Annotated in this window: 18 protein-coding genes; 6 read left to right on the forward strand and 12 right to left on the reverse strand. The window is 43.4% G+C overall.

Annotated elements, in window-relative coordinates:
* Positions 1–12: 12 nt before the first annotated feature.
* From C7Y69_RS13765 to C7Y69_RS13780, 4 genes are all read right to left on the reverse strand, one after another.
* Positions 13–1,284, reverse strand: coding sequence for a diguanylate cyclase (locus tag C7Y69_RS13765; protein WP_260563515.1), 1,272 nt, complete (start codon positions 1,282–1,284; stop codon positions 13–15).
* A 319-nt stretch (positions 1,285–1,603) separates the two neighbouring features.
* Complete coding sequence (locus tag C7Y69_RS13770; RefSeq protein ID WP_126873102.1) at positions 1,604–2,443, reverse strand: choice-of-anchor H family protein; 840 nt, start codon at positions 2,441–2,443, stop codon at positions 1,604–1,606.
* Positions 2,444–2,556: 113 nt separating this feature from the next.
* A complete protein-coding gene (gene rraB / locus C7Y69_RS13775) occupies positions 2,557–2,955 on the reverse strand; it encodes a ribonuclease E inhibitor RraB (protein WP_126873103.1) in 399 nt (132 codons plus the stop codon).
* Between the two features lie 30 nt (positions 2,956–2,985).
* Positions 2,986–3,711, reverse strand: coding sequence for a 1-acylglycerol-3-phosphate O-acyltransferase (locus C7Y69_RS13780; RefSeq protein WP_126873104.1), 726 nt, complete (start codon positions 3,709–3,711; stop codon positions 2,986–2,988).
* Positions 3,712–3,943: 232 nt separating this feature from the next.
* Here C7Y69_RS13780 and C7Y69_RS13785 point away from each other — a divergent pair, with 232 nt between their 5' ends.
* Entirely contained in the window at positions 3,944–5,083 is a 1,140-nt protein-coding gene (locus C7Y69_RS13785; RefSeq protein WP_013782789.1) for an HD domain-containing phosphohydrolase, read from the forward strand.
* A gap of 115 nt (positions 5,084–5,198) precedes the next feature.
* Here C7Y69_RS13785 and glnG read toward each other — a convergent pair whose 3' ends face one another.
* From glnG to glnA, 4 genes are all read right to left on the reverse strand, one after another.
* On the reverse strand, positions 5,199–6,608 hold the full coding sequence (gene glnG / locus C7Y69_RS13790; protein WP_013782790.1) for a nitrogen regulation protein NR(I): 1,410 nt from the start codon (positions 6,606–6,608) through the stop codon (positions 5,199–5,201).
* The gene (glnL, locus tag C7Y69_RS13795; RefSeq protein WP_013782791.1) at positions 6,598–7,683 is read right to left on the reverse strand and encodes a nitrogen regulation protein NR(II); all 1,086 of its coding nucleotides are present in this window, start codon (positions 7,681–7,683) and stop codon (positions 6,598–6,600) included. The genes glnG and glnL overlap by 11 nt, the downstream gene beginning before the upstream one ends.
* 126 nt (positions 7,684–7,809) lie before the next feature.
* Positions 7,810–8,379, reverse strand: a complete 570-nt coding sequence (locus tag C7Y69_RS13800; protein ID WP_013782792.1) for a hypothetical protein — start codon at positions 8,377–8,379, stop codon at positions 7,810–7,812.
* A gap of 105 nt (positions 8,380–8,484) precedes the next feature.
* Positions 8,485–9,894 (reverse strand): glutamate--ammonia ligase, encoded by a 1,410-nt coding sequence (glnA, locus tag C7Y69_RS13805; RefSeq protein WP_013782793.1) that lies wholly within the window; start codon positions 9,892–9,894, stop codon positions 8,485–8,487.
* A 433-nt stretch (positions 9,895–10,327) separates the two neighbouring features.
* On the opposite strand from glnA, the gene typA reads away from it, so the two are divergent.
* From typA to C7Y69_RS13820, 3 genes are all read left to right on the forward strand, one after another.
* On the forward strand, positions 10,328–12,157 hold the full coding sequence (gene typA / locus C7Y69_RS13810; protein WP_013782794.1) for a translational GTPase TypA: 1,830 nt from the start codon (positions 10,328–10,330) through the stop codon (positions 12,155–12,157).
* A 182-nt stretch (positions 12,158–12,339) separates the two neighbouring features.
* Entirely contained in the window at positions 12,340–12,732 is a 393-nt protein-coding gene (locus tag C7Y69_RS13815; protein WP_013782795.1) for a response regulator, read from the forward strand.
* Between the two features lie 141 nt (positions 12,733–12,873).
* On the forward strand, positions 12,874–14,019 hold the full coding sequence (locus C7Y69_RS13820; RefSeq protein ID WP_126873105.1) for a MalY/PatB family protein: 1,146 nt from the start codon (positions 12,874–12,876) through the stop codon (positions 14,017–14,019).
* A gap of 90 nt (positions 14,020–14,109) precedes the next feature.
* Here the strand turns inward: C7Y69_RS13820 and C7Y69_RS13825 are convergent, their stop codons facing one another.
* Positions 14,110–15,321, reverse strand: coding sequence for an Nramp family divalent metal transporter (locus C7Y69_RS13825; protein WP_126873106.1), 1,212 nt, complete (start codon positions 15,319–15,321; stop codon positions 14,110–14,112).
* A gap of 204 nt (positions 15,322–15,525) precedes the next feature.
* Here C7Y69_RS13825 and C7Y69_RS13830 point away from each other — a divergent pair, with 204 nt between their 5' ends.
* Positions 15,526–16,209 (forward strand): UPF0149 family protein, encoded by a 684-nt coding sequence (locus C7Y69_RS13830; RefSeq protein ID WP_126873107.1) that lies wholly within the window; start codon positions 15,526–15,528, stop codon positions 16,207–16,209.
* On the opposite strand, the gene C7Y69_RS13835 is transcribed toward C7Y69_RS13830, so the two are convergent.
* The 3 genes from C7Y69_RS13835 to C7Y69_RS13845 all read right to left on the reverse strand — a co-directional run bounded on the left by C7Y69_RS13835 (position 16,206) and on the right by C7Y69_RS13845 (position 18,579).
* On the reverse strand, positions 16,206–16,403 hold the full coding sequence (locus C7Y69_RS13835) for a hypothetical protein (protein WP_013782799.1): 198 nt from the start codon (positions 16,401–16,403) through the stop codon (positions 16,206–16,208). The two genes, C7Y69_RS13830 and C7Y69_RS13835, sit on opposite strands and share 4 nt — an antisense overlap.
* 68 nt (positions 16,404–16,471) lie before the next feature.
* A complete protein-coding gene (hemJ, locus tag C7Y69_RS13840; RefSeq protein ID WP_013782800.1) occupies positions 16,472–16,900 on the reverse strand; it encodes a protoporphyrinogen oxidase HemJ in 429 nt (142 codons plus the stop codon).
* A gap of 2 nt (positions 16,901–16,902) precedes the next feature.
* Positions 16,903–18,579 carry a chloride channel protein gene (locus C7Y69_RS13845; RefSeq protein WP_041452464.1) on the reverse strand — a complete coding sequence of 559 codons (1,677 nt, stop codon included), beginning with the start codon at positions 18,577–18,579 and terminating at the stop codon, positions 16,903–16,905.
* A 116-nt stretch (positions 18,580–18,695) separates the two neighbouring features.
* On the opposite strand from C7Y69_RS13845, the gene C7Y69_RS13850 reads away from it, so the two are divergent.
* Positions 18,696–19,421, forward strand: coding sequence for a DUF6776 family protein (locus C7Y69_RS13850; protein ID WP_013782802.1), 726 nt, complete (start codon positions 18,696–18,698; stop codon positions 19,419–19,421).
* Positions 19,422–19,467: the final 46 nt, after the last annotated feature.

Genomic DNA, 19,467 nt, shown 5'->3' on the forward strand with positions numbered 1-19,467 from the left:
TAGGTTATGCCACTAACTGACTGAATTGAATTCTGTTTTATCTTGTCGTACCAAGCTAACCCGATTTCTCCCTTCTCGTTTAGCGCGGTACAGCGCTTCATCAGCTATGCTTACCATTTCTTTTGTTTCGCTGGGGTTTACCTCGCTTACATAATAAGCGCCAATGCTAATAGTTACGTCATAACCCTTTAAGGCAGGAAGCGAGCTTGAAATTAGCTCAACCCGCTTTCTGAGTCGCTCAAGAATGTCTATGGCTTCGTGGGAGCCGGGCAATACCATACAAAAAGCAAACTCTTCTCCACCAACACGGCCTATGCCATCTTCTTGACGAAAAAATTGTTTCATCGACTTTGCAACAGCCACTAGTACATCGTCACCAAACGCATGCCCGAAGGTATCATTGAGCTTTTTGAAATGGTCAACATCGGCAATGCCGATTAATAGAGAATAGCCGTGACGGTGAGCAAAATGCGTAGATTTATCTAATGCTTCTTCGAAGGCGCGCCTATTTGGAATGTCTGTGAGCGGGTCGAAATAGGCCAGTTTTTCAAGCTTCACGTTAACGTTGCGAAGATCTCTAGTGCGTTGGCTTACTAATTTCTCTAAATTTTCTCGAATATCTCTCAGTTCAGAATTGCGTGTATTAAGTTGCTCTGCATGAAATTTAACGGCGCTAACGTCTCGCTCGACCGAAGCAAAGTGTGTGACTTCACCAAATTGATTTTTAAGGGGGAATATGCTCATTTCAACCCAGTAAGGGGTACCTTTTTTTGTATAGTTGAGCAGTGTTTCGGTTACGGGCTTTTTCTCTGTAAGAGCGCTGTGAATACGGGTTGTCGCCTCCTTGTCTGTCAAAGAGCCTTGAAAAATCCTAGGCGTTTCTCCGATGAGCTCTTCTCGGGAATAACCCGTCAATTTACAAATAGCATCATTCACATAAATAATCTGCGGTGATAGGGGGCCATTAACAGATTCTGCCTCGGTCACGATAATCATATCTTGTGCACTTTGCACAATATCAAGAAACGAAAAGTCTGCAATTTTTTTTGTGATTTCAGTAAAGTAAACCACCACAAAACCAGTACCATTACTTTTCTCAGGATAGGCACTTACGCTTAACCAACACACTTCGCCAGTTGTATCATCAACTAAGCCTATAACTTCATCTGTAATGGATACATTTAACGAGATCACTTTACTAACTGGGTATTCATCTGGGTTTAGCCGGCGATTTTGCCTATCTATAAATTCCCATCCATCTATAGACTGGTGTCGGCGCTGCAATTCATCGAGAGACGTTTTAAAAACTTTTTGCGGCAGCAGGGTTCACATAAACAACTTGTGAGTCCCAAGAATGTATTACCACGCAAATACTGGCGTGTTCTAATAAATTTATCAGGTTTACATTTTCTATACTCATCGCCACATACCAACTAAAAAATTATATAACGATGTGGCTACTATCCCGTAACCACTTCAGTAAGTCATTATGGCAACTGAATAAGTTTCATAACGCTTATTTTTTGTTCTACGACTTTAGTATAGTAAAAAACGGATAAACCGCAGCGTTTCAATGGAAGTCTTTTTAGTGAAACGTAAGGTGTTAGTGTCGAATTACTCTACGCACCACTAGGGTAAAGGCGATGAATAGCAAACTGAAGATAGTCGTGCTACCGCCGTGCTCTTCTACCACTATGACAGTATCTTCGTAGATATACTCATGGTTGTCGCTTTCTAAACTTAAGTAAGTAAGGTCGGCATCATCATAGCCGTCAGAAAAAGCGACTAGTTGCTCGGAGTAGGCATCATATAGTTCGATGAGCACATCATAATCTGCCGCGGGGAAACCTGAAAGCAGCCGGCTTTCTACCACAAATGCGTCTGAAGAATCTTCACCATACAGCACAAATTCAGAGGTGACATGAATGGCTTCATACCGGTCGTTTCTACCTAAGTAAATAACCCCATATACAAGAGCACTGTCGTAAGCGGTATCTGCATCGAACTCGACAGTAAATTCAGAATAATACCCGTCATAATCAATATCAGTATCTAAAGACACCCAACTGTCATAAATCCAGTAATCAGGCAAAAGTGTGGTTGATTGTGCTTCGGCATAGGATTTACTGGTGCCGCTAAAAAGACTTTCACGTTTCGCTTTTTTCTCAGCCAGCGAAGCAACCCCCAACGTGTCAGCTTTTGTAACGTTATTGTTTTTAGTATCATTAATAGCGCTGGTAGTGGCAGTCTTGGCTGTTGCATCAATTGCGGCCTGAGTAGATGCTTCAGTAGGGGAGTAAATAGCGCCGTAGCGATATTCTGTTGATTCAACAGACACCGGGTCACTTGATAGCGTTTGTTCCGCGTATGAAGTGTTAATCAACGAACAAGGTAATAGGGCTAGTAGGCAGAGCTTTGCTAGGGGTTGAATGGGTGATTTCATTGTTAACATCCTTTCTAATCAAAATGACAGGTGCCATTGTTGATTAAATAAGATGAACAAAAACTGAAGCCACCCTTAATGTAGTGTTTAGTAAAGGGAGTAGACTGCGAGGTTTAGTCTTCTAGGTAATCGTCTTCGTACTCATCTTCGTCATCGCCGCGGGGCATGAAATACGTTCCCCAGCCGTCGTATTGAACGTCTTGTTTGTCAGCAATTTTAAGTAAAGCATCGGAATCAGCATTGAGTTTTGCAAGGTCTAACGCTCGCTCAACGATAGCATCGAAACAAAAAATTGTGCCGCCATCATCAAGCATTAACTCTTCTGCGTCCGTCACTTCAAAACCGGCTTTGAATGTATCAACCGCCGCTTTTTCTAGCTTGTCGAAGTCGTTACTCGCAAAGTGATGCTCAATGGTGTATTCCGCATCGGCCTGACTACCGTCTTCTAATAGCGCTTCTATGGTTTCCTCGTTGAAGGAATACCATTCTTCTCTTTCATCAAACTGACTCATAAAGCATAACCTCAATCATTTTTCGCAAGTTTACCTGCTTTTTTCCATTTCAGCGACTTCAGCATTCAACTCAGTTATCTTGTTTTTCATCTGGTCGTTGAAATACTGCATCCAGGCTTTAAGTGGCTTGTCGTCGGTAAGGGCTTCAGGTGCACTAATATCGATAAGTACTACACCATTGTCCCATCGGTTCCACTTTACTTTATTGTGTAGATTACTGGCAGTCACCATAACAATGGGCTCATTAGTGGTTTTCGCCAGCCTAAATGCGCCTTGTTTGAAAGGCAATAAGCCCCGTCCATAGCTTCTTGTTCCTTCAGGGAAGAACCATACTGAGGTACGCTTTTTGGCGATGCGGTTGGCTGCTATATCTAAGGTATTTCTAGCTTTGCCTGAATTTTTACGATCGATGAGAATATTGCCTGATAGCCAATAAATTTGACCGAAAATGGGGATCCATTTAAGGCTTTTCTTTCCAATAGTAACAACGCCGGGTAATGCGGCTTTACAAATAGTCATTACGTCGTAGCTATTTTGATGATTCGCAATAAATACGTAGGGCTCTTTTATATCTACCGCTGAATCTTTTCGCACAATCACCTTTAAACCCATTACGTAAGACATTAACGAATAAAGTTTACCCGCCGTATGTACGTTATCTTTGTGAAAAGGACGAAAAATGCATACCGCCAAAAGGGCTATATTGACGAGTAAAAAGGTGAGTAACAGCGCGGGAACGCGTAGTAGAGCTATCAAAGTGACTCCTGAATATAAATGACGCGCGAAGTATAAAGTAAGTTTCAGCGTACACTTGTCCGATGAGTTATTATAGATGCTTTAGCGGTTCTGTTGCCATGGTATCGCAAGAAATACGTTCAAATTAGGCAAGTTAATCTAAAATACTTAACTTTAGTATGAGGTAACTTGGTCGATAGCATCTTACAATAAGAGAAAGTGAAACCTTATCCTCACCAACCCGGTATCCATAATGCAGACATTTGTACCTGACGACCTCGAAGAAGATATTCTTTGTGACTTAATGGAAGAAATTAATGAGCTTTACGAATCGAGTGAGCAGACATTAATAGAATTAGAGCTTCGTCCAGAAGACAATGAACTGCAACGTGCGTTGTTCCGATCAATTCATACTATTAAAGGCGACCTTGGGTTAGTGAATTTCTCACCCATGATCCCCTTGCTTCAGCATGTAGAAGACTTACTCGATTACTTACGTAAAGGACAGGTGTCGTATACCAGCACCATGAGTGACTTGGTGTTACTTACCATGGATAGGGTTAAGGCATTTGTAGAAGCTGTTATGGCTGAAGGAAAAGCCGAATATGACGATACCTTGCACCAACAGTTGGTCATGGCGATAAGCCGAATTACACCGGATAATGGCGATGAACATGAGAAACGTCTTACCGAGGCTGTATTATTACTCAACCCCGCCTTAGACGTAATAACCGACGACAGTAACCCTGAAAATATTCAAATAAAACCGCCTACGCTGGCAACGTCGGGTATACCCAAAGACATGAGTAATGAAAAGAAATTGGATGTTCTTTTCTTTCGTGATCTTATGCAAACCATCGAGAAGCGCTCGAAATTTTGGGTAGGCAGAGGGGATAGGGTTGCTAAGTTAGCGTTGTATATTAATAGTACCGCAGGCAAACCTATTGATGAATCTCAGCTAGCCGTAGCCAGTTATGTACATGATTTCGGTATGGCATTTATGCCACTAAAGCTTTTGCATAAAAGCGAGGCGTTAACCGATATAGAATTCAACTTAATGCGTTCCCATGTGTATAAAAGCTCCCGCTTGCTTGAACACTTAGACCAATGGGATTTGGCCCGTAAAATAGTGATGCAGCACCATGAGCGTACTGATGGCACCGGTTACCCATTAGGCCTTAAAGAAGATGATATTTGTGATGGGGCCAAGTTACTTGCCATTGTTGATACTTATGATGCGATGACACATTCTCGTGCCCACAATGATGAAAAACAACTATCTAAGAAAGAGGCAGTTATTGAAATTAACCGCAGTGCTAAAGGGCAATTTAGCATGCAGTGGGTAAGGTTGTTCAACCAGGCGATGACAAGTTTGTTGAAAAAAGGCGGCTAGCCTCCGATTAGTAACGAACCTATTTCTTGTTTTCAACAAGCATAGAAAAGCCCGCTATTTCACAATGAATAAAGCGGGCTTTTGTGTATTAGCAGGCCTTACAAGCTAGCGCAAACTACGTAATACCTAGCTCTTTTAGTTTACGAGTAAGGGTATTACGGCCCCAACCTAAACGCTTAGCGGCATCTTGCTTATGGCCATGAGTATGCTGAAGGGCACGTTCCAACATAATTTTTTCAAACGTAAGCATGGCGTCATTAAGAATATTGTATCTGCCATCGCGAAGTTGTTTGTCGGTCCAACGGGCGAGTAAGTCTGGCCAATCTCCCGCTTCGGCGGCGGGCTTTTCGATGCTGTTGTCTGAGTGGATTTCAGGCGGTAAGTCACTCGGTAACACTTCTTGTCCGCTAGCCATCACGGTTAACCAACGGCATACGTTTTCGAGTTGTCTTACGTTACCTGGCCAAGGAAGCTGAGCCATTAACTTTTCAGCATCTTTGCTTAAACTTTTTGCTTCTACATCTAACTCTTTCGCTGCTCGGCGTAAGAAGTGACGGGCTAATAAATGAATATCTTCACGGCGTTCAGATAAAGACGGTAGATGCACACGAATAACATTTAACCGGTGAAATAAATCCTCACGAAACTTTCCGTCAGCCACACGCTTTTCTAAGTTTTGGTGGGTGGCAGCAATAATTCGTACGTCTACTGCCACAGATTGATGGCCGCCCACACGGTAAAATTGTCCATCGGCTAAAACCCGAAGAAGTCGAGTTTGCACATCTAAAGGCATGTCACCTATTTCATCAAGAAAAAGGGTGCCGCCGTCAGCTTGTTCAAAGCGCCCTTGGCGCGCATTTTGGGCACCTGTAAACGCGCCTTTTTCATGGCCAAATAACTCAGACTCTACCAAGTCGGCTGGAATAGCGGCCATATTAAGTGCGATAAAAGGTTTACTAGAGCGCGGGCTATGGCGATGTAAGGCGTGGGCAACCAGCTCTTTACCAGTACCTGACTGGCCATTAATTAATACACTAATTGAAGAACGAGATAATCGGCCGATTGCACGGAAAACTTCCTGCATCGCGGGTGCTTCTCCGATAATTTCGGTTTCCGGATCGTCTTGAGGGGCTTGCTGCGTTTTCGACTGCTCTCTTGCATGGGCTAACGCACGTTGAGTCAGCGTGACCGCTTCATCGATATCAAAGGGTTTAGGTAGATATTCAAATGCCCCTTTTTGATAGGCGTTTACCGCGCTGTCTAAATCGGAATGTGCTGTCATGATGATTACCGGCATCATGGGGTGCGTAGCATGAACTTCATTAAGCAATGTCATGCCGTCCATCTGCGGCATTTTAATATCAGAGATAATCACTTCTGGCGCTTGACCGCTTTGTAATTGAAGGAGTAAATCTTGCGGGTTTTCAAAACACAAGCATCCAATGCTTGCTGTTTGTAAGGCCTTTTGAAGCACCCAACGAATAGAACTATCGTCATCGACAATCCATACTGACTCATTCGTCATTGTCTGTCTCCTTGCGGTCTATCGGAATATAAATTACGAATTCAGTGTGCCCAGGGTGGCTTTCTACATCTATTTTTCCGCCGTGATGGTTTATCAATGTTTGCGATATCGATAACCCTAAGCCGGAACCATTTTGCTTACTGCTCACCATGGGGTAAAAAAGCGTGTCTTTTATTTCTGAGGGAATGCCTGGGCCATTGTCTATCACTTTTATTTTAGCGATTAGGGCATGGCGGTTTCCCTGAATAGTCATCTGTCGCTCAATACGCGTTACCAAGCGAATTTGAGGGTCAGGCGTTTCACTTTCGGTTAACGCCTGAATACTATTTCTGACAATATTTAAAACAGCTTGCTGAATCATATCAGCGTCAATCATCAGAGGTGGAATACTAGGGTCGTAATCCCGAATGATGGTGATAGGGGTTTCTGAGTCAACCCGCATCAGGCTTCGCACTTGCTCCAATGCTTGATGCACATTGCTCCAATTAAACCGAGGCAGTGAATTTGGTCCAAGCAAACGGTCGACTAGATTTCTAAGTCGATCAGATTGCTCAATGATCATCTGAGTAAATTCTTTATGCTCTTCGCTCAATTCTTTTTCAAGTAATTGCGCCGCCCCGCGAATGCCCCCTAATGGGTTTTTAATTTCATGAGCTAACCCACGGACAAGTTCGCGAGCTGCATAATGTTGTGCGTTTTGTAAATTTTCACGGGATATTCGCTTTTGCTGATCTATTTTTTTTACTTCAAATAGTAGCCTAGCCCCTTCTTCTAACTGCAAGTTCGTTACGGTTAAATCAACCATGACATTGCGATTATCTCTAAAACAAAGGCGAATTTCGTTTTCGGTAAAGTCTTCTCCGTGCCTTAGTGCTGCGCGTAAACGAGTGGTGTCGATATTTCCAGGCAGGAAAAAGTCATCAAGTCGATGACCGCATAGTTGCTTTCTGCCAGTTTCAAACAGGGCTTCTCCTGCGTGGTTGGCGTAAACAATATTTAATCTATTGTCTACCATCACAAGCGCAGTATTCAGGCTGTTCAAAAATTGTTGCGTGTCTAACTCGGTAGATTGCATCCGAGCTTATCTCCTCTGCACTATATGGGTGCATTGTAACGTATCGGTAAAAATTGTAGGCACAGAATTGGTGTTACTTTTTTTCTGTTCCCCGCTATGGTGCGGGCTTTGCGCTACTTTCGAACGTTAGTTGCTATTTATTAACGCTGATGCTTGATGTAGAAACAGCGTTTGTAGTGCAGAGGATGCAAGAGTCTTGCCCTTATTATCTGTTAGCTCAACCTTATACTGATGTTCGCCCCGATTTATACCATTTAAGGTAAATACGCCTGTTGTATTGCTCTGCAATAGGGCGCCATCAAAAATTAACTGATAGCGGGGCGCCTTCACTGAAGTCGGCTGGTTCGCTCGTATGGTGAAGTTTCCGGCGTTGTTTCGAAGAGTAGCCTCAGGGGCAGGAGAGGCTATAACCACCTTATAGGCAACCTCCTTGGATTTAGTTGTTTGAGCGAAAACGGGTTTCGGTGTTGAGGGGCTAGACACTACATTCTGTGTTTTCGCTTCAAACTCAACAGGGTCGCTTTTTGGTGAAGGGTTATCGGTATAAAGGATAGTGCCATCGGCTTGCTTCACTTTATAAACAGGAGAGCTTGAGGTAGTAGACTCATCAGGGTCGTTTGATGTGCTTTGCCCATGGCTTTCACTGGGGAGTAACACCATCACCGTAAGCAACGCAATGTAGGGATAAATAGTCAATAGGAAGACCCACTCATAGTTTCTTACTTATATAGTAGAAAAGCTTTGGCATAAAAAAAAGCCCGCATAAGCGGGCTTTTGTATAAATAAGCACTTAAGCGTTAATTAAACGCTGTAGTACATGTCGAACTCAACTGGGTGAGTTGTCATGGCAAGCGTAGTTACTTCTTCAGACTTAAGATCGATGTATGCATCAATCATGTCGTCAGTCATAACGCCACCCGCTTTAAGGAACTCACGGTCGTTATCCAATGCTTCTAGTGCCATTTCTAGCGAGCTAGCAACGGTTGGAATTTCTGCCGCTTCTTCTGGTGGTAAGTCGTACAAGTCTTTATCCATAGAATCGCCAGGATGGATCTTGTTCTTAATACCGTCAAGGCCAGCCATAAGCATTGCTGAGAAAGCAAGGTATGGGTTAGCTGTTGGGTCAGGGAAACGTACTTCGATACGACGCGCTTTATCGCTAGTTACGTATGGAATACGGATAGATGCAGAACGGTTACGTGCAGAGTATGCAAGCATTACCGGTGCTTCAAATCCTGGAACCAAACGCTTGTAAGAGTTCGTTGATGCGTTTGCAAAAGCGTTGATTGCACGAGCGTGTTTAATAATACCGCCAATGTAGAAAAGCGCTTCTTCAGACAGACCAGCATACTTATCACCCGCAAAGATGTTTACGCCATCTTTAGCGATTGATTGGTGACAGTGCATACCAGAACCGTTATCACCAACAAGAGGCTTAGGCATGAACGTCGCAGTTTGGCCATAAGCGTGAGCTACATTATGTACTACATACTTATAAACTTGGATTTCATCTGCTTTGGTTACTAGTGTGTTGAATTCGCAAGCGATTTCGTTTTGACCAGCAGTAGCCACTTCATGGTGATGCGCTTCAATAACTAAGCCCATTTCTTCCATTACTAAGCACATTGCTGCACGAATGTCGTGCGCTGAATCTACTGGAGGAACTGGGAAGTAACCGCCTTTAACACCAGGACGGTGACCCATGTTTCCGCCTTCAAAATCAGCGCCTGAGTTCCATTTTGCTTCAGCAGCATCAATCTTGTAGAAAGAGCCAGCCATGTCTGTGTGGAATTTAACATCGTCAAAAAGGAAGAATTCTGGCTCTGGACCGAAGAATACTGTGTCGCCGATGCCGGTAGATTTTAGGTATTCTTCTGCACGGCGCGCAACTGAACGTGGATCACGCTCGTAACCTTCCATTGTAGAAGGCTCTAGGATGTCACAACGAATATTAACTTGAGTCTCTTCTGCGAATGGGTCAACTACCGCACTCGTAGGATCAGGCATAAGTACCATGTCTGATTCATTAATGCCTTTCCAGCCTGCAATTGAAGAACCATCGAACATTTTACCTTCTTCAAATGTCTCTTCGTCTACCGTAGCAGCAGGAATCGATACGTGTTGTTCCTTGCCCTTAGTATCAGTAAAACGCAAATCAACAAATTTCGCTTCACTTTCTTTAATCAGCTCTAATGCCTTTTCTACTGACATCGTGTCCTCCAGGTTTAATGTAAAAATGCGGAATGATCAGCTTCATCCCAACAGTGGAAAAACTAAAAGCGATTTTCATGCCATCTATCGTGGTTCCAATTTTGCTGGCTTAGCAGCAAGAGGATAACTGAATGATTAATGGTGTTGCACGATAATGGTGCTCAATCGCTATATTTTGGTGCAAATTAAACTTAAGTAGCCGTTAGCTAGCCTAGAGTAACTTGTCTTCACTTACCACCGAAAACAGGGCGCAAAAGTAATAAATTCGTTAATCAAAGACTATAATAGTGAAAAACATGCCTACCTTTTAAAAAAAAGGTGCGCAAACGCCGTGGTTTTTCTGTACAATCCGCGCAAAATTTACTATCTGCATTTTTTGCAACAAATCTAATGCATGCTTAACATCATGTAATGATTTACACAGGCTCCCTAGATGAATACCACTGATATTAATAAATTACGTAACATTGCTATTATTGCTCACGTTGACCACGGTAAAACAACTTTGGTTGATAAACTGTTACAACAGTCAGGCACTCTTGAAACTCGCGGTGAGCAAGAAGAGCGCGTGATGGACTCGAATGACATCGAGAAAGAACGCGGCATCACAATCTTAGCGAAAAACACTGCTATTAACTGGAACGACTACCGTATCAACATCGTAGATACTCCAGGACACGCCGATTTCGGTGGTGAAGTAGAGCGTGTAATGTCAATGGCCGATTCAGTGTTGCTTCTAGTAGACGCGCAAGAAGGTCCAATGCCTCAAACGCGTTTCGTAACACAAAAAGCATTTGCTCAAGGCTTAAAGCCAATTGTTGTTATCAACAAAATTGATAAGCCAGGCGCACGTCCTGATTGGGTTATGGATCAAGTATTCGATTTGTTCGACAACCTTGGCGCAACTGACGATCAACTAGACTTCCAAGTTGTTTATGCTTCTGCACTGAATGGTTGGGCTTCACTAGACGCCGACAAACCTGAAGAAGACATGAATGCTTTGTTCCAAACGATTGTTGACCAAGTATCGCCTCCAGACGCAGATGCTTCTGGTGCATTCCAAATGCAAATTTCTCAACTTGATTACAACTCATATGTTGGTGTAATAGGTGTTGGTCGTATTAAGCGCGGTACTGTTAAGCCAAACCAACAAGTAACTGTTGTTACTGCTGAAGGTGAGAAGCGTAACGGTAAAGTTGGCTTAGTATATGGTTACCTTGGTCTAGCACGTCATGAAGTTGAAGGTGCAAGTGCTGGCGATATCATCGCAATCACAGGTTTAGGTTCGCTTAAAATCTCTGACACTATTTGTGATACTAACCAAGTAGAAGCAATGACACCGTTATCTGTTGATGAACCAACAGTGACCATGACTTTCCAAGTAAACACTTCACCGTTTTCTGGTAAAGAAGGTAAATACGTTACTTCACGTAACATTCTAGAGCGTTTGAACGACGAACTAGTACATAACGTTGCACTACGTGTTGAAGAAACACCAGATCCGGATAAATTCCGCGTATCAGGTCGTGGTGAACTTCACTTGGGTATCCTTATTGAAAACATGCGTCGTGAAGGCTACGAGCTAGCAGTATCACGTCCAGAAGTTATTCTTAAAGAAGAGAATGGCGAAACACAAGAACCGTTTGAAACACTAACGGTTGACTGTGAAGAAGCGCATCAGGGCTCAATCATGGAACAACTTGGTCTGCGTAAAGCTGAAATGACCAACATGTCTCCAGATGGTAAAGGCCGTGTACGTATCGACTTCGTTATTCCTAGCCGTGGATTGATTGGTTTCCAAACAGAATTCATGACGATGACGTCTGGTTCTGGTTTGCTTTACCATACATTCGATCACTATGGTCCGTACAAAGGCGGTATCATTGGTAAGCGTAAGAACGGTGTTCTTATTGCCAACGCTAACGGTAAAGCCCTAACTAACGCCTTGTTTAACTTACAAGAGCGTGGTCGTTTGTTTATCGGTCACGGTGTAGAAGTTTACGAAGGTATGGTTATCGGTATTCACAGCCGCGATAACGACCTAACTGTAAATGCCCTTAAAGGTAAGCAGTTAACCAACGTTCGCGCATCTGGTACTGATGAAGCGCAAACTTTGGTTCCGCCTATCAAGATGTCTCTTGAGCAAGCGCTTGAGTTCATCGATGAAGACGAACTAGTTGAAGTTACGCCAGTATCTATTCGTATTCGTAAGAAGTTACTTACTGAAAACGAACGTAAGCGTTCTTCACGCGAGAAAAAGTAATCACCACTGCTTTGATAACTTAATTAGTTTTCAAATGCATTGAGATGATTCAAAAACGCCAGCTTGAAAGCTGGCGTTTTTTTTATATTCACGTTTTTTGCCAAAATGTCGACGAAAGATGAGTTGGCAACATCGAATTTGGCCTCTATTATCAAGTTATTGAAATTAAAAAGGCAAAGCCCGTGTTTTCTGTAGCAGTTATTGAAGACGATGTTATTACGCTCGATCTTATTACCGATGCATTAGAAACCCGTTTGTCGGCGACGGTTTACCCGTTTAGCCGAAGTAAAATTGCTCGTGAATTCTTACTCCAACAAACGCCAGACACACTTCAGCTTATTATCAGCGACCAAGTCATGAAAGAATTCGATGGGTTAAGTTTGTTGAAAGCATGCCGCTCTGCGAATTTATCCGTTCCCTTTTTACTTATTACTGGCGATCCTAATAAAGAACTCGTTATGGAAGCGCGCAAGTTAGGCGTGTCTGGATTTTTAGCGAAACCCTTGGAAATGGACGCCTTGGCCGCAAAGGCGAAATCTGTTGTGCAAGCAAAAACGAAAAGTCGCGTTAGCTAATAGCGAACTACTCGTCAGCGAATATAGGTAATGGCGTTAGCAAACAAATAAAAAAGTCCTAAATGGTCTAAGCAGCGCTAGTTTATATGCTCACGAATTATTACACTGGTGCCCATAATGTAATGGCAACAGGATGTATGTGTGACGATTAATTTTGACCAAACCCCACCTCGTAAAGATACCTATTCGTTCAAGTGGCAGAAATATAAAGGCAAGGACATTATTCCTGCTTGGGTTGCCGACACTGAATTTCGTTGCGCACAGCCTATTTTAGATGCAATTTCAGCACAAGTTGAGCACGGTAATTTAGGTTATGTACTACCTAGTCAGCATCAAGGTGCCATTCGTGCAATCCAGCGCTGGTTGAAAGACAAACACGACTGGTATGTTAAATCAGAATGGATTGTGTGGACACCCGGCGTAGTGCCTGCGTTTAATGTAGCCTGTAAAGCTTATTGTGAGCCAGGCGATAAGGTGCTTATTCAAACGCCTAATTACCCACCATTGCTCGCGGCGCCTAAATTAAATGAATTAGAGCGTGTCGATATTGGCACTGTGATTGACTCTGAATCGGAAGGAAAGCGCTATACGTTGGATTTCGAAGCACTAGAAGCCAATGCCGCCGACCCTAAATGTAAGTTATTCATTCTTTGTAACCCAATGAATCCAGTTGGCTCAGTATTAACCAAAGCAGAGCTAGATAGGGTTGCTGATATTTGTAACGCCAATAACGTGCGTTTATGTTCTGATGAAATCCACTGTGATTTAATTTTAGAGCCTGGAGTGAAGCATATTCCTGCTGGTCGTGAGGCTAACTTAGCCAACAACAGCGTTACCCTAATGGCTGCTAGCAAAACCTTTAACGTTGCGGGTTTAGGCACCTCTTTTGCGATTATTCCAGACCCTAAACTCCGGCAGCAATTTACCAGCGCAGCCGCTGGCATAATGCCTTGGGTTACCGTGTTGGGATTAGCCGCTACCGAAGCGGCATTCACTTTGTGTGACGAATGGCACAGCGCTCAAATTGAGTATTTGCGCGCTAACCGTGATGCCGTGTATGAAACGATAAACGGTATCGATGGGTTATCTATGCTGAAGCAAGAAGCCACGTTTTTAGCGTGGGTAGACGCAAGCGGTTTAGGCGTAGAAAACGTGCAAACATGGGCTGAAGAAAAAGGCGTTGGCCCTTCTCCTGGCGCAGATTTTCATAAAGCTGATCATTTCAGAATTAACTTTGGCTGTAGTCAGTCGATGCTTAATGATGTGCTACAGCGTTTAGCCAAGTAGTGGTCAAGTTAGCCACTAATTAAATGCTAGCCTATAAAAAGCCCGTTTGCTCAACGCATAACGGGCTTTTTTGTGGCTGAAATTATCGAATTAAATGAATAGGCTAGTCAATTTATAAAGACCCAACCCTACCACAACAGATACCACTAAAACGCCTGCAAGATTGCTCCATAGGGTGTTTTTGAATTCGCCAAGTGCGTTACTTTTATTCATCACCACCAATAAAAAGATAGCAATAATAGGCAGCAATAAGCCGTTGGTAGCTTGAGCAAATAAGATAGCAGGTAAGGGTTTAAAGCCGAGTGCAGCAACGGCAACGCCACACACAATTATTGCCAGCCACACCGCCCTAAATCCTTTGCTTTTCATGTCGTCAGACAGCCCAAGCGCTCCACAAACCGCATAGGCTGCTGCAAGCGGTGCCGTAATGGCACTGGTTAGCCCTGCCGCGAACAAGCCTAATGCAAAAAACCATTGAGCTTTGTCACCTAGGACAGGCTTTAACTGCTCACCCATGTTTCCAGCGTCCATGGTGGCAGCTTGGTTGAAAAAGGCCATCATGGCCGTGGCCATCACCACAAGAGTAATTAAGCCGCCCATACTAATGGCGGTTGCCGATTGTTTTCTGCACGCTTTAATCGCATCACTTTTATCAGAATTTGTATTGTCCGTGTTTGTGGATGACTTCGCCACAAGACTCGCATGAAGAAATAAGTTGTAAGGCACAATAGTGGTGCCTATCAACGCAAGTATGGTGGTAATAGAATCGGCGGCTAAACGCGGCTGCAGTAGCTGGCTAAACATTAATGATATATCGGGTTTAGCAACAATAAGGGTAACGAAAAACACGCCAGCCATAATAAACACGAGGTAAACCAGTACGCTTTCTATCCATGAATAGCTACCTGTCCAAAGTAGAGCAATGGCAAGTACCCCAAGAATAAGCGCCCAGGTGCCTGTGCCAATTTCCCAAAAAGCATCTAGACCGATGGCAGCGCCGGTTAGATTGCCTGATTCATAAGCGGCGTTTCCAATGCCAATTGCGCTAACAATTAACGCAATGAAAAGCATTTTCAGCCATGGTGTAGACACCATGTCTTTCATGGCTGATGCCAAGCCTTTGCCCGTTGCCACCCCCAAGCGAGCTGCCATATCTTGCAATACAATGGTGGCAAAAATTGAAAACAGTAATGCCCACACCAAATGAAAACCGAAGTTAGCGCCTGCTAGACTTGCCGTTGTTACTGTACCTGGGCCAATAAAGGCGGCCGCGATAATATATCCTGATTTATCTTTTGCCATTGCAGTCACTCTTAGTTTAGTTTTGCTATCATGACAACAGGTTAGCTATTGCGCAACCACGCAAACTAATTCTATTGCTACTCGCTCACTATGTTGTTGTGCTTTGAATATAACGGTTAAAACAGGTTTTTAACCCAACATAAAAATGGGCGCGAAGGGTACAGGTTATAAATAGGTCATTTCAACCGCTAGTAGGAATTTTTAATGTCAGAAACGGCGCGTCCCATCGATATTCTTTTGCCTGTATTTGAAAAGGGCAAGTTAACGCATGTACTACCTAGCGCCTACAAAGCCGACGGTATGATATTCGCTGTTGCAGCATCACCAGAAATACCTATGCCAGAGCAGTGGATGCCATGGTTGATACAGAGCTCTTCAAGTGCACTGGTAGACAAAGATGTAGATGCATTAGCGGATGTACTGATGAATAACTTAAGGGCTCACCTGCAGTGTATGACCGACGAGAAGCCCTTAATGCCATCACGCTGTGTGTATTCAGAGGGTGATGCTACTGTTGACCCCGCTTCTGCAATACCCGCTGAATTAGCTCAATGGCTTGAAGGATTACTTTACGTGCACCAGCAACTTGAAGATGTCTGGCAACAAGCGTGGGAAAAGTTAAGTGCAAAAGATGCAATGCGTGAAGATATCAATGACTCAGATGCCCCAGAGAAACGGCTGTCTCGTTGCTTAAAGTTATTTACTACCCTAGCAAATGTTGAACTGGCATTGCAGTATCGTAACCCCAGCCAAGCGCAACAGCTTAAAGCCAACTTACCCTTATTGTGGAAACAACTTCCAGCAATGATTCAAGATTATATTGATCTGGCTGGCGAACTGAGCGCAGCATTGCCTAACCAATTTGAAACCTTTACGAAAACTTCTTAACGAGCTTTCTGACGCTGCAGGTGTTTGCGCTGAGAAAGCGTATTACGCAATGACTTCATGTAAGCGTCTAACTCTGCTTTAGCGTTGTCGTAAGCATGACTTAACTCACTAGAGTTAGGTTGGCGCATCAGCGCTTTAAACGCTAAATCAGTTTGCGACAACAAATCTTTTAAGTGCTGGTTACTATCATCCATGTAGTTTCCTTTAGGTTATTTAACGGTTATTCCATAACATCAGTACGTGGTAACACGGCCTGTTGAATTTATAGCGGTTTTACTACTGCTAAACAAACAATAGCCAATATAAGCAGTACCGGAGCTTCATTAATAATGCGGTAAAATTTGGCGCTGTGACGATTTTCATCACGGGAGAATTGTTTTACTAGCTTAAACAAATAGAAGTGATAGCCGTAAAGCGCAAGCAAAAGCATGAATTTAATGTGCAGCCAACCTGACATTTTAAACCACGTACTTCCATAGCTCACAATAAGTGCAACACCAAACGCCAAGGTTAACAAAGCGAAAGGGGTGACAAAAAACCACAGCCTTCTCTCCATCACTTTAAACTGATCTTTCACTTCTTGCGATGTAGCTTCAGCATGGTAAACAAACAACCGAGGAAGATAAAAAATTCCGGCCATCCACGCAAGCATGAAAAAAATATGAAGTGCTTTAAACCATAAAATATACATTGTTAATACTGTGCCTTTTGTAAAAAGCTTTGCAAAATATTCCAGGTAATAACGCCAATGATGTCGTTGAGTTCCTGATCGTAAATATAGACCGCGCCAGAACGCGTATTTTTGAGATGCTCATATACTTCATGAAGCGTGCTTTGTGCATTTAAGCCTTCCATCTCGTGATAACTAAGCGCATTAGCATCGTGTTCTAAGCTCACATTATATTGGACCAGACGATACTGCACATCTATTTCAAATTTTGATTGTTGAATTACGATCTTTGTTGGATTTTTCGATAAATAGTCTTCAAGTGCCTTATCTGGAGCGTCATGAAAAAGTTTATAGTCTTTGCTTAATGCTGCCAGTACACCCGTTTTTTCAAGGGCTTCCCGAATGGAAGAAATAGCATAGGGTAGGTTTTGATAATCTAATTGGCGAATAAAAATCGACCGATTGCCGAAAAATTGTGTTGATGTCACATAAGCAGGCACTATAACCAACATGGCGGGCAAAATAATTTCAGGGCTGTACGATAACTCCATTACCGCCGACAAGGCAGCTAAGGGCGCGTGAAGCACGGCTGTTAGCATGCCAGCAATACCTAATAAGGCAAAGCTGTTAGTAAATTCAGGCACGTCGATAAAGTACGACAAGGGCACCAACAGTACCGCACCAGCAAGCATGCCGATAACCATTACAGGCCCAATAATTCCGCCGGGAATACCCAGTCCAATAGCAAATACAGCCAGCACGACTTTACTCACTAAAATAGCACACAGTAAAAGGGTTTCTGGGTTGCTGGAAAACAGCGTTTCGACATCAATAAAGTTGGCCCCTAACGCCTCGGGCAACAACATACCCACTGTACCTGTTATTAGCGCCGCCAGCATAAGTCGCCATACCATAGGGACAGGTCTAAACCAGGTCATTACCCGCATAAGTTGGTTGTTAAATAATGTCGCGAGCATACCGAGTAAAACGCCAAGTAAAACAAGGTATAGGTACATCCACTGACTAAACGCGGTAAAAGATAAAAACGACAGTTCGTTTACTTGCCCAAATACGATACGGGTTAACACCGAGCCACACGCAGCGGCAAGCATAACGGGCACAAATATATGAATTTTGTATTCCCGCAGTACCACTTCCATAACGAAGATAACCGCGGCAAACGGGGTATTAAATGAGGCGGATATGCCCGCAGCAATACCACAACCCGCTAAAATACGAATGCTGTTGTAGGGAAGTCGTAGCCATTGGCCTAAGAAGCTACTGGCCGATGCACCTAAATGAACGCAAGGGCCTTCGCGGCCTACCACGAAGCCGCCGGCTAAGGCCAACATACCGCCGAAAAATTGATTAATAGTAGTGCGAAAGGGAATATGGCCGTAGTAATATTTTACGCGGTGGATAACAAAGGGAATACCCATTCGATAGTGCTTAAAGCCCGTGATATAGGCAATAAGCAAAATACACAGCACGCTAAGTAAGGGCATGAGAAACCAAACGGGCCACTCATCATTGAACCACTCTCGTAGTGCACCGAAACCTGACGCTTGAAGCCATTCTACGCAAAGGCGGAACATGATGATCAGTGATGCAGCACTTACGCCGCCCACAATACCCAAGAGGCAAAGTTGTATAGACGTCCTCGGGTGAGCCACTTCTTGTCGTAAAGCCTGCAAACGCATGTTGTGATACAGTAGAGAAATCGTAGATATAAGCAGCTTACCACAAACACTTGAAATTCATAATGTTAAGAATTTTAATGTATCTGGCTCGAGAAAATTAAGAACCATAACTATTCATGACAACTGATAAATTGAAACAACTCCTAGGTGATTACAAGTGGTCATTGCTTGTCGCTGCTTTGTTACTAATAATGATAGCGTTTGGCTACAAGTTAGCGCGAATAGTGGATGAGGGTGATAGCCTGAAGGTAGCTGCTCAAGACAAAACCATTGCGTTATTAGTCAGTGAAAATAATCAATATGTGACTCAGGTTAACCAATTGGAAGTCGCATTACAGTTAACAGAATTGGAAAAGAAATCGATTGCCGAGCAACTCAATAACGTTCAAACCGAACAGGCTGAGCTTCAGCAGCAACTCGCTTTTTACCAACGAATTATGGCACCTGAAACCACCCAAGATGGTTTTATCATTGAAGGGGTAGAGGTTGTCTCACTGCCAGAGCCTAATCAGTTTCAAATGCGTTTTGTAGTACTACAGCAGCGACAAAACAAAGCAGTAGTTAAGGGCAAACTTGCAGTCACCTTAGTAGGTGAGCGGGAAGGGAAGGAGTACACGGTTACTATTGGTGAGCCAGAGTTTATTCAGCAAGAAATTGAGTACAGGTTTAAATATTTTCAAGCCATTAATACAAGCTTTACGCTACCCGATGGCTTTCAGCCTACATCAATTACCCTTGAAACTACTGTATACCAATATAATGCAAAGCGCGGAGACTTAGCTAAAACGGTCAAGTGGGAAGACGCATTGAATAGTGGCAGTATAATAGAAGATACGCAGTAGCGCTTCGACGATAAGTACAATGCAAACCCATATGCCGGGCGAAGAA

This window comes from Alteromonas sp. KS69, assembly GCF_003989595.1.
Lineage (GTDB): Bacteria > Pseudomonadota > Gammaproteobacteria > Enterobacterales > Alteromonadaceae > Alteromonas > Alteromonas naphthalenivorans.